Origin of the sequence: Fibrobacter sp. UWB11 (assembly GCF_900143015.1) — a bacterium.
GTDB lineage: Bacteria > Fibrobacterota > Fibrobacteria > Fibrobacterales > Fibrobacteraceae > Fibrobacter.
The window spans coordinates 1,957,255-1,973,058 of record NZ_FSRT01000001.1; the positions used below are offsets into that span (position 1 = coordinate 1,957,255).

Annotated in this window: 14 protein-coding genes; 9 read left to right on the forward strand and 5 right to left on the reverse strand. The window is 43.9% G+C overall.

What is annotated here, in order from left to right; all coding sequences use genetic code 11:
• Positions 1 to 76 precede the first annotated feature (76 nt).
• The 3 genes from BUQ91_RS08095 (at position 77) to gmk (ending at position 4,334) form a co-directional block, all read left to right on the forward strand.
• Positions 77 to 2,638, forward strand: coding sequence for an NPCBM/NEW2 domain-containing protein (locus tag BUQ91_RS08095; protein WP_074208807.1), 2,562 nt, complete (start codon positions 77 to 79; stop codon positions 2,636 to 2,638).
• Positions 2,639 to 2,757: 119 nt separating this feature from the next.
• A complete protein-coding gene (locus BUQ91_RS08100; RefSeq protein ID WP_072826891.1) occupies positions 2,758 to 3,669 on the forward strand; it encodes a glycosyltransferase family 2 protein in 912 nt (303 codons plus the stop codon).
• Between the two features lie 104 nt (positions 3,670 to 3,773).
• Positions 3,774 to 4,334 carry a guanylate kinase gene (gene gmk, locus BUQ91_RS08105; RefSeq protein ID WP_074208808.1) on the forward strand — a complete coding sequence of 187 codons (561 nt, stop codon included), beginning with the start codon at positions 3,774 to 3,776 and terminating at the stop codon, positions 4,332 to 4,334.
• A 136-nt stretch (positions 4,335 to 4,470) separates the two neighbouring features.
• On the opposite strand, the gene BUQ91_RS08110 is transcribed toward gmk, so the two are convergent.
• On the reverse strand, positions 4,471 to 5,478 hold the full coding sequence (locus BUQ91_RS08110; RefSeq protein ID WP_074208809.1) for a hypothetical protein: 1,008 nt from the start codon (positions 5,476 to 5,478) through the stop codon (positions 4,471 to 4,473).
• Between the two features lie 124 nt (positions 5,479 to 5,602).
• Positions 5,603 to 8,413 (reverse strand): TIGR02171 family lipoprotein, encoded by a 2,811-nt coding sequence (locus tag BUQ91_RS08115; RefSeq protein WP_074208810.1) that lies wholly within the window; start codon positions 8,411 to 8,413, stop codon positions 5,603 to 5,605.
• 161 nt (positions 8,414 to 8,574) lie between these two features.
• Here BUQ91_RS08115 and BUQ91_RS08120 point away from each other — a divergent pair, with 161 nt between their 5' ends.
• From BUQ91_RS08120 to BUQ91_RS08140, 5 genes are all read left to right on the forward strand, one after another.
• Complete coding sequence (locus tag BUQ91_RS08120; RefSeq protein WP_074208963.1) at positions 8,575 to 9,519, forward strand: hypothetical protein; 945 nt, start codon at positions 8,575 to 8,577, stop codon at positions 9,517 to 9,519.
• An 11-nt stretch (positions 9,520 to 9,530) separates the two neighbouring features.
• Positions 9,531 to 9,842 (forward strand): hypothetical protein, encoded by a 312-nt coding sequence (locus tag BUQ91_RS08125; protein WP_074208811.1) that lies wholly within the window; start codon positions 9,531 to 9,533, stop codon positions 9,840 to 9,842.
• A 19-nt stretch (positions 9,843 to 9,861) separates the two neighbouring features.
• Positions 9,862 to 10,719, forward strand: coding sequence for a DUF6544 family protein (locus BUQ91_RS08130; protein WP_254842288.1), 858 nt, complete (start codon positions 9,862 to 9,864; stop codon positions 10,717 to 10,719).
• Positions 10,720 to 10,794: 75 nt separating this feature from the next.
• Positions 10,795 to 11,454 (forward strand): hypothetical protein, encoded by a 660-nt coding sequence (locus BUQ91_RS08135; protein ID WP_139299713.1) that lies wholly within the window; start codon positions 10,795 to 10,797, stop codon positions 11,452 to 11,454.
• A gap of 23 nt (positions 11,455 to 11,477) precedes the next feature.
• A complete protein-coding gene (locus BUQ91_RS08140) occupies positions 11,478 to 11,828 on the forward strand; it encodes a hypothetical protein (RefSeq protein ID WP_074208813.1) in 351 nt (116 codons plus the stop codon).
• Here BUQ91_RS08140 and BUQ91_RS08145 read toward each other — a convergent pair.
• The gene (locus BUQ91_RS08145) at positions 11,825 to 12,193 is read right to left on the reverse strand and encodes a hypothetical protein (protein ID WP_074208814.1); all 369 of its coding nucleotides are present in this window, start codon (positions 12,191 to 12,193) and stop codon (positions 11,825 to 11,827) included. The genes BUQ91_RS08140 and BUQ91_RS08145 overlap by 4 nt on opposite strands.
• Positions 12,194 to 12,269: 76 nt before the next feature.
• On the opposite strand from BUQ91_RS08145, the gene BUQ91_RS08150 reads away from it, so the two are divergent.
• Entirely contained in the window at positions 12,270 to 12,977 is a 708-nt protein-coding gene (locus BUQ91_RS08150; protein WP_072826879.1) for a hypothetical protein, read from the forward strand.
• A gap of 47 nt (positions 12,978 to 13,024) precedes the next feature.
• Here the strand turns inward: BUQ91_RS08150 and BUQ91_RS08155 are convergent, their stop codons facing one another.
• Entirely contained in the window at positions 13,025 to 13,615 is a 591-nt protein-coding gene (locus tag BUQ91_RS08155; RefSeq protein ID WP_074208815.1) for a hypothetical protein, read from the reverse strand.
• A 47-nt stretch (positions 13,616 to 13,662) separates the two neighbouring features.
• A complete protein-coding gene (gene priA / locus BUQ91_RS08160) occupies positions 13,663 to 15,720 on the reverse strand; it encodes a replication restart helicase PriA (RefSeq protein ID WP_254842289.1) in 2,058 nt (685 codons plus the stop codon).
• Between the last annotated feature and the right edge of the window lie 84 nt (positions 15,721 to 15,804).

Genomic DNA, 15,804 nt, shown 5'->3' on the forward strand with positions numbered 1-15,804 from the left:
AACCTAAAATAATCCACAAACGCCCCAAAAGAAGCAATTTCTGGAGCGCTTTTACGTGTTATCGAGAAGGAACCAAATGAATATTAAAGACGCTATCTTGAAGCTATTCAAGAACTTAGCTCACCCCGCAGGCATTTTCGGCACACTCGTTGCTATAGCCATTCCCGCCCTTATTTACCTCGCCCCGAACATCAAACACAGGGAAACCATCCGACAGATGGATTTGAACTGGCCGCTCCCACTTTTTGCGATTCAGTTCATTCTTGGAATTGTTCTTTTCTGCTTTTTGAGCAAAGATTTTAGGGAATGGATCAAAGGAATCCTCCCCGCAAAGTCCGTAAGCATCATGACGCTAGTGTTCGCAGTCGCGATTTCCATTTTCGCAGGCACACAGATTGAAGCCCGTCACCGCGTGCAAAGCGACGAAAGCGTGTTCATGGCCGTTGCTCAAAACATGTACTACAACCATGTATCGGGAACATGCAATCAAGGCGAATTCGACAAGAACAACCTTCAATGCATAGCGAACTCCAACAGTTTCAAAACCAAGGGGCTTTCGTTCCTCTACTATCTCGGCATGTTCTTGAACGGCAAGGATCTCCATTGGATTTTCACAGCGGAATTCATAATGCTCCCGCTCTCCTTCTTGCTCATGTTCCTTGCAATTGTCGCATGGACAAGGCAACCCCTCCTTGCATTCCTCGCCGCACTTCTCATGGCACTCCAACCGACGGTTCTATTCCAGTTCCGTTCCATGTCCGTTGAACCGCTTTACATTTTCCTCTCCGCATTGTCGCTGCTCATGTTTAAGTGGGCTTACGACAGAAACACTGTAATGCACTGGGCGTTCCTAGCCCTCATTCTCGCCTTCTTCGCCCAAACACGCCAGGAAACAATTTTCTGCATTTTCGCTTTCATCATCTTTGCGCTACCCAAACTGCTCGACAAGAAAGACGAGAAAGCACCTGTTTTCTTCGCGACGTTTACCCTATTCTCCGTGCCGGTGCTCCTCACCATCAGCTATTTCCAAGGATTCGGTTTCCAGGGCGGCGAATTTGAAGCCCATGGACATTTCTTCGAAGACCTCGCCAAGAACTGGGATGTGATGACAGCAAAGCTCGACAAGAACGGCAATCTCACAAATCCGTTCCTCAGCTATTTCAACTACCTCTTTGCAATTGGCGGCATTTACCTTATCTTCCGCGCCATCAACGATGCAAGAAAGAGCGATTTCACATACCTTAAGATCCTCGCCTTTTTGCTCCTGTACCACATCCAGACGTATGTGATTCTCGAAAACGTCTCGGGCGATTTCACCATCGAAATCAACCAGCGCTATAGCCTTGTAATGCTTCCGTCGATGGCATTTGTGGCAGCACTCCCCATCGCCCACATGATCCAATATTTTGCAACTCCGACAAACAGTACGGAAAAAAATGGCAAGGGCGCCATTATCGGCACGCTCATCGCAGCCATCATCTTTACCGGCTGGACGTTCCATTACAAGCAGAGTTTCAATAACAATATCATGTATAACCGCAACCATTTGACCATCGAAGAATACGAGATTCTCAATTGGCTTAAACAACAGCCCAAGGCAGACCGATTCTTCATTTATGGTCGTCCGTGGCATTTTGTCGGTTACGGCATTTCTTCCATTCATTATGATGAAGCTCGTAGAATGAGCAACTCCAAGATGAATGAACTCATCGAAAAATATAAAGGCGAAGTCTACTACATCCGCGGACTGGACTGCTGGGATAGCCAGACATACCACAAGAAAGCTGTGGAACACCGTATCGCCACGACCTGCGACGTATTTGAACGCGAAATGGACATGACCGGAGTCAAGAATATCTTGATTACGAACAACTACTGGGTACAAATTGCAAAGTTCAACGGCCGCAAGAATTACAATCCCGAAAAAATTATTTCGACTAGCGAACTAGAATTTGTCCCGGCCGATTCTGCAGCATCAAAGCCAGCCGTGCTCAAATTCCATTACGATCTCAATGAACAGGGACAGACAGCCGCCAACTGGAAATTTGCCATCCTTATCAACAAAAAAATAGTCAAACAAGGGGACTACAAATACGGCTCTTATGATAAAGAAGTGGAACTTGCACTTTTGCAGCCAGGCTATAACCAAGTGCGATTCCTGGTACAAGATATGGCTACAAGAAGTAAGCTTGCCGATATTTCCAAGTTCTACTTTGAAAAGGGGAACGGCGCTATAGCCCTCTCGGACTACCCCATCGAAAGCCACACCCAAGAATGGGGAAAAATGCACAAGGACGAAAGCATCGATGGAAACAAGTTTAACGTAGATGGTCAACGTTACATGTACGGCATCGGAGTCCACGCCGCCTCGACAACGACATTTGATATCGGGAAAAAATTCTCTACGCTCCAATTTTCTACAGGACTGGACGACGAATCGCTTTGCAGTGAAGGCGTTGCTGTAGAAGTTTTCGGTGACGGGAAGTCGCTTGCAAAGACACCGTTCTTCAAGAACGGCGAATTGCAAAAAGTCGAAGCCAATGTTGCCGGGGTGCAAAAGCTTATCATCAAGACATTCCCCAAAGAAGGCATCAACTGCAGCCACGTAGACATTATCAACCCGGTACTTATACCTTAGTCATTAGTCAATAGTCACAAGTCATTAGTTTTACGTATGGCGGCAAAGCCGCGATTATTTAGCTAATGACTAATGACCAACTTCTAAAAACTTTATCATAAAATTGCTATAATTGCACTATGCTTTTATCCGTAATTATACCTGTATTTAATGAAGAAGAGATCGTAGCCGAAACTTACCGCGTCTTGGAGGAAGAGCTTAAGGATATCGAGCACGAACTCATTTTTGTCAACGATGGTTCCAAGGACCGCACCCGAGAAATCGTGGAAGGTCTCCTCCCCGGAAACCCGAACAACAAGATTATCAACTTCAGCCGCAACTTCGGGCACCAGGCTGCATTTAGCGCCGGTCTCGACCATTGCATTGGCGATGCCGTGGTAATCATTGACGGTGACTTGCAAGACCCGCCAAGCCTGATTCACGAAATGCTCGAGAAATGGCGCGAAGGCTATCAAGTTGTTTACGCCCAGCGCAACAAGCGCAAAGGCGAAACGCTCTTCAAGCGCTTTACGGCATTCTGCTTCTACCGCTTGATTGGCAAGCTCACTAGCATCGACATTCCGCCTGACACTGGCGACTTTAGACTCATGGACCGCTGCGTGGTGGACCAGCTCAAGAACCTTCCTGAACGTAGCCGTTTCTTGCGCGGCCTCGTATGCTGGGTTGGCTTCAAGAAGATTGGCGTCAAGTACGACCGCGCCGAACGCACTGCAGGCACTTCGAAGTATCCGCTCAAGAAAATGTTGCGCCTTGCATTTGACGGCATTACAGGGTTCAGCTCTGCACCGCTCAAGCTCAGCTTTTACATGGGATGGATTGCAACGGTAGTCGGCTTTGCCTTGCTCGTCTGGTCGATTCTCGAAAAGTTCCTCTCCCCTGCAACAACGGTTCCCGGTTGGGCATCGCTCATGACCGCCATCGTGTTCTTCGCAGGCGTGCAGCTTTTGACCATCGGTATTCTCGGCGAATACATCGGCCGAATCTATGACGAAGTCAAGCAACGTCCGCTGTACATCGAAGACAAGAAATAGACGAGTGAGTTGTTAGTCATTGGTTATTAGTTATATTTGGCACATATAGAGCCTAGTTAAAGCTAATGGCTATTGACTAACAACTATTGACCATTGACTAAAAAATGAAAAACAAACTTTTCGTTATGAGTGCCGCAAGTGGCGCGGGCAAGACCACCCTCAAGGATCTTGTCATCAAGGATTTCCCAGACATCAAGTATTCCATCTCCGCAACGACCCGCAAGCCGCGCGAAGGTGAAGTTGATGGAGTCCACTACTTCTTCAAGACGAAAGAAGAATTCGAAAAGCTCATTAAAGAAAACGGCTTGATTGAATGGAACGAAGTCCACGGCAATTACTACGGAACTCCTAAGAGTTTCGTCGAAAAGACTCTTGCCGAAGGAAATCGCGTACTGTTCGATCTCGACGTTTTCGGGAAAATCAACTTCGATAAGGTCTACCCCGATGCCACGGGAATCTTCATTTTGCCGCCAAGCGAAGAAGAACTCGAACGCCGCCTCCGCGGGCGCGGCACCGATAGCGAAGAAGTCATCCAGCTCCGCCTTGCAAACGCCAAGAAGGAAATCGAATTTGCCAAAACCAAAGGCAAGTACGAATACACTATCATCAACGACGATTTGCAGAAGGCCGCAGACGAACTCCGCGCCATTTTGAGCCAGAAGTAAATCGAGCTCCAAAGCCGCGAGATCGCGCACACACTTAAAGTCATCCCGAACTCCGTTCCGGGATCGCCATCTTAGGAAAAATTTTAAAATTCCCGCCCCATCGTTCAACGAGAGGCGGGAATTTTTGTGTGAGGTGTTATGTGTGAATTCTTACGACAATGGAATTTTCAAAGAAACTCGGGTCCGCTCCCAAGCGCCATAGCTTAGAACCATACGCAAACAAGCTCGGACGCGCCTTACGCAAAATTGCAGCACCCGTTGCACGCAAATACCCAGCCTTGCTCTTGGATTGCATTCCCTTGAGCTTTGCACCCAAGTCATCAATGCTCACGCTAATCGCATTATGATCATGCGGGTTGTACGGTTCCGCCTGCACCTTAGTCGAGAGCGATTCAAAAAAATCTCGGCTTTTGGCACCAACCGTAGCATCATCAAAAAAGCGGAATGCCGTCGCTGTTTTTACAACCGATTCATACTTTTCTACACCATCAATCCACGGATGGTTCGTTGCACCAACAAGCCCGATTGTAAAGTCAAACGATTCCGCATCACGAAAATAGCGGATGAACATTTCCTCTGGAGATTCCTTTTCAGGACTAGGCTTGAGAACATCTTTTGCAGCCTCCAGAAGAATCGCCGAAACATCAGTCTCGCCCGTTGCTATCGGAGCATTAGCCTTGTAAATCTGTGCAAAGTTAGAATCGCCACGGAAACCGCCATAAACATACGCAAACAGGGCCTCGGCAGCCACAGGCTTTACGAGGTGCAACACAAGCGGTAAAAAATTTGCAAACACCGTCGAACGGCGGCGCAAAAGTTCTGCGACAAGCAAGCCATCGCCTTCATCAACGGCTAGCAAAAGCGCCCCCACATGCAACAAGAACGAATACTGCCCAACATCCAAATTTTTGACATCACTAGGCAAATAGACATTAATCGTCGCTTGCAATTCCTTGGGCAAGTACGTGTACCAAGAAGGCGTAAAGTAGGCACTGCCGTCTACGCACTGCATTTGCGAAAGGACCTCATCTGTCGCAGACGATGCATCAGCGTAATCAAGAATCCCGGTCGCACTCCGCGAAAACCCGTAAAACGTTATGTCTCGGGACGTTTCTATCTTGACATAAAACATTTCATTTGCCATTGTAGGCCTCCTTTCTGAGGGTTACATGACAAATATACGTTTAAAGAATGTCATATTATGACATTCTCAACTTTTACCAAAAATTTCTGTCTATGTCTTTAATAAATAATCATTGCGATTCTTTTCAAAATTCAATATCTAACGTATGAACCAAAGAATCCAATCGATGAGTCAGCTGTCGGGCTCCATAATCCGAAATATGGCTATTGTCATACCCCATGATATCCGTATAATCGTGGTCTCCCATTTTATTCTCATCCATTAGTATAAAATTAGAATAAACCTTGCTCAAATCAGATATTTCCTGGATAAGAGCAGGCGCCTCACTTCGGCGAAGCCCTGTATAACCATAAGCACCCGTGTTCTTGTATTTGGGATCTTGCGGGAACAAAACGCCGATAACAAAAATATCATTCTCTTTGCAAATTTGTAAAAGGCGTTCTAAAAGTCCAAAATTCATCCTGTATATATCTGATTTTTTATCCATCCAACAAGAATCTTCTCGAACCCGAATATACGTTGTCGCCCAGGATGAGCCAAATAAGGAATAATAACCCAAATCCTCTCGCATCTTTCGTTCCAATACAGAATCGGCACCAGGGCTTTCATACGTAGCCTGATAAAGTCCTTCGGGGTACCCGTCTTTCCAGAAATTGTGGTTTTCGTCATAAACGTAGCCTGGATAAGATTTATAGGTCTTGTAGAAGATATTTTCGGAGTCCTGCCCTGTAAGGTACCCACGATCAATGTCGATGGAGGTAATAATGAGCTTAATATTTTTCATATGGAGCAATATGTAATTTTCAAATAGGTACAAATTTCCATAGATAGTGGCAGCAGGAACCGCCATATTGACGGCCTTCATTTTTTCATCAAATAATTTTGGATTGACTCCGTGATAAGCTCTAGAGGATCCAAGAATGACGGTTTTAGCAGAGTCCTTGTAATGCCATAAAAGTTCCATTTTGTAACGGAAAATAGCGGCACGAGGGCATGCTCCTGAATTGTTGTAATACATTCCAGCACTATCTAAATCTAGTACTGAACTACCAACTTGAACATCACCACTATCATTGCCAAATGTTTTTGCTTTGCGTTTTACCCATAAAGTCGGATGCCAAAGTTCTTCACCTTCAGCCAATTCAACGATACTTTCGTCATCAAGACTTGCAAGGACTATTTTTGAGTGCGCTCCATTTACATTGGCTAGTGTTGCTACGATGTTAGAATTTTCACTATCACTCACCCATTCGCTATGATCAAAGGTGTAACCCGATGCAGCCTTAATACTCTTTATTAATTTACCCATACTGTCAGCGACAAGCAAACGTTGGTGTGTGGAATAATTTTCGTTAGCAAACTTTCTACCAGTATTTCCACCAAAATCCAGGAACGCAACGCGTTTGCTACCATCGTGAGCTAGAGAAACATTACAAGCCTGTTCACCATTATACCAAACCGTATCGGTAGCTTCATCTAAGACCGTAGAGCTAGATTTAGCAATGCGAGCGCGCAACAGACGAGCCCCACTCACAGCAAGTGAATAGTCTTCGCTGATACCACCATGGTATGCCCCATCAAAAAGCTTTTCTGGAACGCCGAATTTGCCATCTACAAATTTGACCTGCCAAGTAGAAGTTTTTTTAAAAGACGCATCGTCCTTGTTATTCCCCGCATCTGTAACATAGACAATGACGGTATCTCCGTTTTCAAGGACGCGCCATCGGGGAATAGCGGCACTAGCAACATCAAGTTTTACAAGGTTCGTCCCTTTTTCATTCAAATCGCGCACATAAAGACGCGAGTCACCACCGAGACCTTCAAACTTGGTACAAAACGCCACCTTTTTTCCATCGGGTGAAATATCAGGATGGTAAACATCCATAGAATCGCTAATTTCCGTTATAGTCAAAATAGCGTCCTTATAATTTATGTAAGCCAAGTTTCCACTAACGTCGTTGCGGAATGCAAGTATCATATCATTGGTTCCAGTGAAACTTTTCAAAACCGAAGCACTTGCAATCGGAGAAACAATACTTGATTGAACATTTCCACTAGCGCTTAACCATGTCGGCTCTGGAATCGCACCCCAAGCAAGCCTAAAACCGATATGTTTTGCCATAGAGGAAGAAACAACCGTATAGTCATCCCCACGAGAAACGACATTCATATTGGATGCATAATCCGAATAATAGCCACCTTTCAAAATTCGTTCACCGATATTGCCATCGCCAGCATTTCCCACAAAATTCACGATAGTAGTGTCAAGTAATTTTCCGGCCCAATCATTGACCCATTCCTTTACGTTTCCTGCCAAATCACAGAAACCAAGCGAATCTTTTTCTACAGTACAGACATGGTGTGCTTTAAAATCTGAATTATCGGCATTCCAACTATTACGCGAAGGATCCCACCCACGAGAGGCTACATACACCCATTCTGATTCTGTGGGCAAACGATAGGCTTTTACTTCTGGATGGAAAGCAAAGCCATCTAAATTTGTACAATGTCCATCACCATCAAAAACAGCCTTGCTGTATGTATAAGCGGTATCGTAATTTTCCAACTTGCTCTTTGCATTTGCAAACAAAACGGCATCGTAGTAGGTCACATTAGACAAAGGATATTGGTCATCTTCACATTCGGTAAAATCTTTGAGATTTCCACTTTTTGCTGTATTCCGATAATCATCGCAAGTCACCTCATGAACATCCATATAAAAATCATAATCCAACAAGACGTTCATTGCAGGACGTTCATTCACTCTATACCGAGAATCATTGCTACCTAAAGTAACCGTCCCTCCATGAACAAGAATCATCCCTTCCATTTTTTTTGAAGAACCATTGGATGCTCCATCTACAAAACTAGGGGAACTGTCACTACAAGCCACCAAAAAAACAAAAAACAAAAAAGCTAAATAAGCCTTTTTCATAAGACCCTCTTGATAACTTTGGACACCTTTAATATACCATATTTTTCAGGACTCATCAAAGAAAGTCTTTCAAGAACGTGAAATTGAGCACTATTGGAGGAAAAACAGATATCGAAGTCAAAAAAAATCGCTATAATTTTTGCGACATTCATAAAAAACAAATGAAAATCTACTACCACCTCCCCGGACTTTTTGAATTTTACGACTTGTACAAGGCGTTTCTGCCGCTATTCCGCAAACACCGGGAATATTTTTACGACTGGTGCGAAATCGGTTCTATTTATGGAGCGCCAAGCGACTGCATTTGGGGTGGAGGTCGCGTAGGCTTCGGGGATGCAGCACCGCGGAAAGTCGCGGAACTCATGCACGAATATGGAATTTCGGCGAGGCTCACATTCAGCAATTCATTGATTCGCGAAGAACACCTCGCCGATGCCCGAAGCAACAAACTGAGCCAATTATTCGAAAGTAGCGCGGATTCAAATGCTGGCGAGACGCGCTCATTTCAAGACGTCGGCGAGACACGCACAATTCAAAACGGAGTCATCGTTCATTCCGACCTGTTGTTGAATTACATCAAATCAAAGTACCCCAATTTTTACTTCGTATCTTCGACCACCAAAGTCATCACAGATTTTGAACAGTTCAAAGCGGAGCTTGACCGTGATGAATTCCGCTATGTCGTTCCCGATTTCAGACTCAACAAGCAATTCGACAAATTGAACGCACTTACAAACGCACTAAAGCAAAAGGTTGAATTTCTTTGCAATGAATGTTGTTGGTTCGGCTGCTATGACCGCAAAAAATGCTACGAGAACGTGAGCCAGAAAAGCCTCGGCGAAAACTGTGAAGACCACATTTGCGTTTCGCCCACAGCCCAAAGAGGCTACCGCTTCTCCGATGCAATGAAGAATCCCGGTTTTATTGGAATCGAGGACATTCAAAACATCTATGCCCCCGCAGGTTTCCAGCACTTTAAAATCGAAGGACGCAGCCTCGGCAGCGCACTCATTTTAGAATTTCTACTTTATTACATGACGAAGCCCGAGCACCAACTCAAAGTAAGAGAAGAAATTTATCTGGACAGCACGCTAGATTTGTTTTAAACGGAGATCAAATGAGTTCTACTATAACGGCAGCAATCATAATAATTACGTTATCTTCGTTTATCATAGCAAAGATTCTTAAAAAATTTGCAAAGAAAGCGTCCCCCTATTTGCTGTTCGCCATCGCAGATATCTTTATCGGGCTTTTGATATTAGGCTTCGCCATCTATGACTTCAATACAGCCGTGGGAGAATTCGCAGGGATCTTAGGCGAATTGGCTCTGATGATTGGAGAACCTATAGTCATTGTACTTTTAATTATTGATGCCATTGTATGGTACAAGTCTCGAAAAATCGACCCGACCAAAGGTTGCTCCAATTAATTTTAAATATTCAAAAGAAATGAAGAAAAAATTTATGACCATTTTGATTATCATCGGCGCCATCATTTTGCTATTGGCGATTTGGTTCAACATTCCCTATTCGCCCGTCAAGACACAGTTTCAGAACGATGTTGCAGCAAGGTTGCAAAGTTCCGCAGCAACCGCCGGGCCGCTAGATTTCACGGACATAGCGCGCCTCCCTCCCCTCATTCAAAAATATCTGGAAACGAGTGGTTACATCGGCAAAGAAAGGCGTACGCACTTAATCATGGAATACAAAAATGTCGATTTCGGCATGGGCGTAAACAAGCCGCGAATCAAAATCGATTACACGCATGTGGACTTTGCCGATTCTCCGGACAGGCTCGCCTTTATCGACAGCAAAATGTTCGGCATCCCATTCCAAGGCTACGATTACTACATGAACGGCAAAGGCGGCATGAAGGGCGTCCTCGCAAAGTTCGTTACACTATTCGACCAAACCGGCCCAGAAATGGACAAGGCTTGCCTCATCACTTATCTCGCCGAAGCATTCTTTTTGCCTGAAGCGCTCCTAAAAGATTTCATCACGTTCAAGCAAATTGACAACCACACCATCGAAGCGACAATCACAAACAAAGGCGTAACTGCAACCGGAGTTTTCCATTTCAATGACGCTTACGAAATGACCTCGTTTACAACAAACGACCGCGGTCAAATTTCACCCGACGGAACCACCGAATACACCCCGTGGGAAGCGCAATGCGAAAACTACAAAACCTATTCCGATGGCATCAAGCGCCCCACCGTTTTCCGCGCAGTATGGAAAAATAAAGACAGAGACTTCGTCTATTTCGACGGAGAAATCAGCAAAGTGAATGGAGCTGAGGTAAAGTAACTATTTATAGTTTTTTAGTTCGGCGTATTTTCGAGAAAAGAATGTATTTTTAAAGATAAATGTAAGGTAATCTGTATGCTCAGAAATATTTTGTTCTTTTCTATATCCATTCTGCTGTCATCGTGCTTTTATCCTGTTTTGGAAGGAATGCACTCGTATTATGAAGATGCTGAACAAATGCTTGTTTATGGAATTCTTGATGGTCCTCTTAAGTTTACTGAAAAATATGTGCTGGAATACACTATCAATGGAAAGGAACAAAAGGATATTTCCTATAGTCAAAATGATTCAAATTATAAACAAACTTGGAGCGGAAGTTTGAAATTTTATGTTGCAAGTTACTGCAATGTTTCTATGTCGGGTGGCGATATTTTCCCGAGCTGCAGGCGTCGTTTAAGTGATGTTGCTGATGTGGAAATCTATATAAAACGTAAATCGGGAGGTGGGCGACAATTGCTTGCCAAAAAAACCGTTGACATAAGGGACTTCCATCGCTCGGTTTTGCTGACGCAGGTACATTTCGGTTCCGATAAAGAACAATATAAAACTAGAAGCAGGTTAAACTTTGAATGGGACAGATCGAATCCGATTGTACTAGATGCGACAAATGATACAATTTATCACTATACGGTATGGTATTGGGATAAAATGAAAGAACAAGAGAAGATTGATCCTATTGAAGATGATTATCTCGTTGAAATTCCGCAGTCTTATAAGAGCATTATTAAAAACTAAAACAATCCAAGGAGAATACTAATATGCTACACGCTATTTTCATTTTGATTTTGTTATTCCTTGTTTTAAGCATGTACAAGCAAAAAAAGAAATGGGAAAAATTCATCAGCGACTGGAATTTGAATTTTGAAATATTCAATAAAATCGTAGAACTGACAAAAAAAAATCGCAAGGAAACTCGCGACCTGATACTTAATGCAAGTATAAATTCGTCCGAGAAATTGAATGAAATAGAAGAAAACTACGATGAAATATTATCGACGTGTGATTCTTTGAGTGAAAGACTTTTGCAAGTCTTTCAAGAAAATGCTAAAAAGGCTTTTAAAAATATAAAAGTGGAAATTAAACAAGAAACATCCGATAAAGAAAGTTAAAGCACAATCACGATTGCGGCAATTACTATCAAAATTACTGCAAGCGCGATTAAAACCATGCGCTTGGAAACTTTCACTTGGCAACCGACAGTTTTAGATGCGTACAAAGCATCTCCGCTAGACAACACAGTCGTGCCTTCAAGTTTGCCTTCTACGATACGTCCGCCCTTCTCTGTTTTGCGATATTTGTAAACGATGATTTTGTCACCAACTTTGGGCGTTTTGTAGGGATCGCGCAATGCGGAATCGTCTACGAAAAAGTTAAGGCCGTTGATTGAGGCGATGCCGTGTCTTTTGGCATCGTTCCATTGCGTAACGATGGCGATGTCCGTCGGAATTATTCTTCTTTTTTTGATTATATGCAACAGAATTTACAAAAAATTTTTAATACATTTTTATATCAACAACACATAGACTATTGAATGGAGCAAAAGGAACTCTATGAGCGAAGAAAACAAATCATGCGAAAACTGCAACGATGACGTAGTTGCCATTACAAAAAATTGCGCAGAATCTTGGTTAAAAAGAATCCGTAATTTTGCAGGTTTCTTAGGAATGATCCTCCCCTGGATTTCCTTAATCGGAGCCGTAATTGTCTCAAAATCAAAACCCCAAAACATCCCTGACGATTTTTGGACAACACTGTCGATTTCCGCAACCTACTACTTAACCCCAGCATTAGCCGGAATCCTAACAACGGCAGCTATCGTACTGATGTGCTACAAGGGGTACGACAAAAAAGATGAACTTGTCACAACGATATCTGGCATTTTCGGTTTGATGATAGTTTTATTTCCCTGTGAATGTTCTGTTGCAGAAAAATTATCCGGCAACATCGTCGGATTTTTCCAGTTGCCCATCGGAATTTCAAACGTAATCCATACCGCTTCTGCAGTCATATTCTTTTTGCTCTTGGCCATCAACAGCATGTTCCTCTTCACACTTGGCGAAAGCAACACGCGACAGAAACACATTCGAAACTTTATTTATAAAGTCTGCGGAATCGGCATGTTCTGTACACTACCGTTGTTGATTATACCATTTAGTTTTCCAGCAAAAATATTCGTTATCGAAGCAATCGCGCTCACATTCTTCGGCATCAGCTGGCTTGTGAAAGGGCAAATTTTCGGATTATTTGCAGACAAGTGAAAAAGCTAACAGAATTTACAAAAAGCAGGCTACCAAGCCTGCTTTTTTTAGAATGACAACGCGAGCGCTAAGCCACCTTGCGGAGTCGGTGCAAGGCTAAGATACATACTTGGGTTATATCCCAAACTTTTGTTATAAATTTCAACGGCAGCGCGAGTCCTGCCCCAAGAAAGATTAGCAAGAATAAGTCCTACTGCACTTACACCGATTCCACCAAAAGTAATCGGCTTGGCATGTTTTCCACTCCCATCGCTCCATTCAGCAAGTCCAAAACCAAGCGCGGCGCCGCCAATACCTGCGCAAACCATTCCCCAAATAAAATATGTCTTTGCATTATCCACTTCTACAGCAGCTTCTGGATTTGATTTCAACAACGCTTCGATGGCACCGGGAGTCACCTTGAGATCTCCAACATACCATTGTTTCTGATTTTGAACGTACATGATTTTTCTGTTTACGGGCTTATCAGATTCGTTATCTTCACTTTGGATATCCGATTCAACGTTTTCTTTTTGAGCAGGCGCTTCCTTTTCGGGACCATACGATTCCACGCTGCGGTAATTGTCCCAAACGCTTTGTGCAAAAGATGTACTAACCAGTACAAACAAAAAAGCAATAAAATAAACAGGCCAACGCATTGAGACTCCTCCAAGAAATAACAATTATATATTGAACAATATAAATATTATTCTAATTCCACTTTAATTTCAACACCGGGAACCCATGCTTTGGGAGCATTTAAAATGGGAGAAAGGACTTTACGCACAACCGAAAGATTTTGTGTTTTTACATAAAGCTTAACCCAGAATACATTTTGCACTTTCGGGACAAAAGCATCAACAGGCCCAAGCACCGTCAGCGAAGACTCTTTACGTAAAATACCGTCTAAGCGATTTATCGTATCGCGTAAAAGCGATTCATCACGAGAACCACAACTGATTTCTACCAATTTACAGAACGGCGGGTAAAAAGCCATTTGACGATTTGATGATTCGAGATTTGCAAATCCATCAAAGTCATGGCGAATTGCAAATTGCATCACGGGTTCTGTAGGATTTAGCGTTTGGATAAGCACGCGCCCACCGCTTTCGGCACGTCCAGCTCGTCCAGCAGTCTGGCTCAGCAATTGGTAAAGTCTTTCGCTCGAACGGAAATCTGGAATCCCTAATCCAGAATCGGCACCGACAATTCCAACGAGTTTGACACCCGGAAAATCATGGCCCTTTGCAACCATCTGCGTTCCAAGCAAAATGTTGTATTCTCGATTTCTAAACGCATTCAAGATTTTTTCGACAGCGCCTACATTCTGAGTCGTATCGCGGTCCATGCGAATCACCTTCGCATCGGCCACCCATTCATGAATTTCTTCTTCAAGTTTTTCAATCGCGCCACCGACAAATTCATACGTTTCGGCACCGCACGACGGGCACGGCATATTCACCGGATACAGCGCAGCGCAATAATGACACATCAGCGCATTATACTGTTTATGATACACAAGCGGGATATGGCAATGCTTGCAATAAAGAGTTTCGCCACATTTAGAACAAACTCTTATTTTCGAATATCCTCGACGATTCATGAGGATAATCGCCTGATCTCCATTTGCAATACAATCCGACAAAGACTCGCGCAAAACAGGCGACATGAGTACACCTTTTTGCTGACGAACCTTTCCCATGTCAACAATAGTGACTTCGGGGAGCGGCGCAGCCGTAGCGCGATTCTTGAGTGTCAAAAGTTTTAGATTCCCGGCCTTTGCATTGCGGTACGTTTCTAGGCAAGGAGTTGCACTGCCAAGCACCACAAGCGCTCCATATTTTTGCGCCAAGTGAAACGCTAGGTCGCGTGTGTGGTAACGTGGAGCCGGGTCCTGCTGTTTAAATGACGAGTCATGTTCTTCGTCCAAAATGACAACATCAAAATCAAAAGGCGAAAGAATCGCACTGCGTGTGCCAAGCACAACCTGAGCAGAACCATCAAGGACCGCCAAATAGCCCGCTCTTTTTTGCGGGGCCGAAAGTGCGGAATGTAACACAACTACCGGAACTTTCAAAAAATCTTCGAACCTTGATGCCGTCTGCGGAGTAAGACCAATTTCGGGCACCAGAATAAGTACACGCTTATTACGATTGAGCGCCTCACGCACCAATTCCTGATAAACTCTCGTCTTACCGCTACCGGTCACACCATGCAGGAGTGTTCCACGAAATCCTTCCTTGTCCAAATCTTCAACAAGACTAGCTAGTGCTGTCCGTTGTTCATCTGTCAAGGGCGGCAAGTCAGAACAGACCTCCAATTTAGGTCCATCCGACAAAGCCTCGCCCCGAGGTTCAGCGTTCTTTTGAGCCAACAGCGCATCAAGGAACTTGTCAAAATCAGCAGGCCAAAATACGTTCAAAGCACGCATGGGCGTACTTACATAATACTTAGCCATCCATTCCAACGATTCCATATAACGTTCGGAAAATACAAAGCCAGACTCATGCGGACACGCATATCGAACGTCAAAATTTGGCTTTTCGGAATGGACTCGACTCACTAAAGCAAGCGTTGGCTTGCGATGAGCCAGCTGCACCCAAACAACGCTCCCCCGTACAATATTTGCGCCTTCAGGCACACCATAAATGAAAATTGACGGGGACAAAGGGATATAAACCTCACAAAAACAGGAAAGCAACGCCGCATTACAGCGTTCCTTGACCATCTCGGGAGCCGATGTCTTGGGAATTCTCTTTGCCACGGGGGCAAAGATAGTTATTGATACAACCTTAAATGGGCATAAATTCGTGTAAAATTTCCTGACTGCAAGTTTTTTTTAGTTAGA

What these genes read in the sequence shown, in the direction of transcription:
- BUQ91_RS08095 (WP_074208807.1), top strand. Translation starts at nt 77, where the DNA reads ATGAATATTAAAGACGCTATCTTGAAGCTATTCAAGAACTTAGCTCAC.
- BUQ91_RS08100 (WP_072826891.1), top strand. Translation starts at nt 2,758, where the DNA reads ATGCTTTTATCCGTAATTATACCTGTATTTAATGAAGAAGAGATCGTA.
- gmk (WP_074208808.1), top strand. Translation starts at nt 3,774, where the DNA reads ATGAAAAACAAACTTTTCGTTATGAGTGCCGCAAGTGGCGCGGGCAAG.
- BUQ91_RS08110 (WP_074208809.1), bottom strand. Translation starts at nt 5,478, where the DNA reads ATGGCAAATGAAATGTTTTATGTCAAGATAGAAACGTCCCGAGACATA.
- BUQ91_RS08115 (WP_074208810.1), bottom strand. Translation starts at nt 8,413, where the DNA reads ATGAAAAAGGCTTATTTAGCTTTTTTGTTTTTTGTTTTTTTGGTGGCT.
- BUQ91_RS08120 (WP_074208963.1), top strand. Translation starts at nt 8,575, where the DNA reads ATGAAAATCTACTACCACCTCCCCGGACTTTTTGAATTTTACGACTTG.
- BUQ91_RS08125 (WP_074208811.1), top strand. Translation starts at nt 9,531, where the DNA reads ATGAGTTCTACTATAACGGCAGCAATCATAATAATTACGTTATCTTCG.
- BUQ91_RS08130 (WP_254842288.1), top strand. Translation starts at nt 9,862, where the DNA reads ATGAAGAAAAAATTTATGACCATTTTGATTATCATCGGCGCCATCATT.
- BUQ91_RS08135 (WP_139299713.1), top strand. Translation starts at nt 10,795, where the DNA reads ATGCTCAGAAATATTTTGTTCTTTTCTATATCCATTCTGCTGTCATCG.
- BUQ91_RS08140 (WP_074208813.1), top strand. Translation starts at nt 11,478, where the DNA reads ATGCTACACGCTATTTTCATTTTGATTTTGTTATTCCTTGTTTTAAGC.
- BUQ91_RS08150 (WP_072826879.1), top strand. Translation starts at nt 12,270, where the DNA reads ATGAGCGAAGAAAACAAATCATGCGAAAACTGCAACGATGACGTAGTT.
- BUQ91_RS08155 (WP_074208815.1), bottom strand. Translation starts at nt 13,615, where the DNA reads ATGCGTTGGCCTGTTTATTTTATTGCTTTTTTGTTTGTACTGGTTAGT.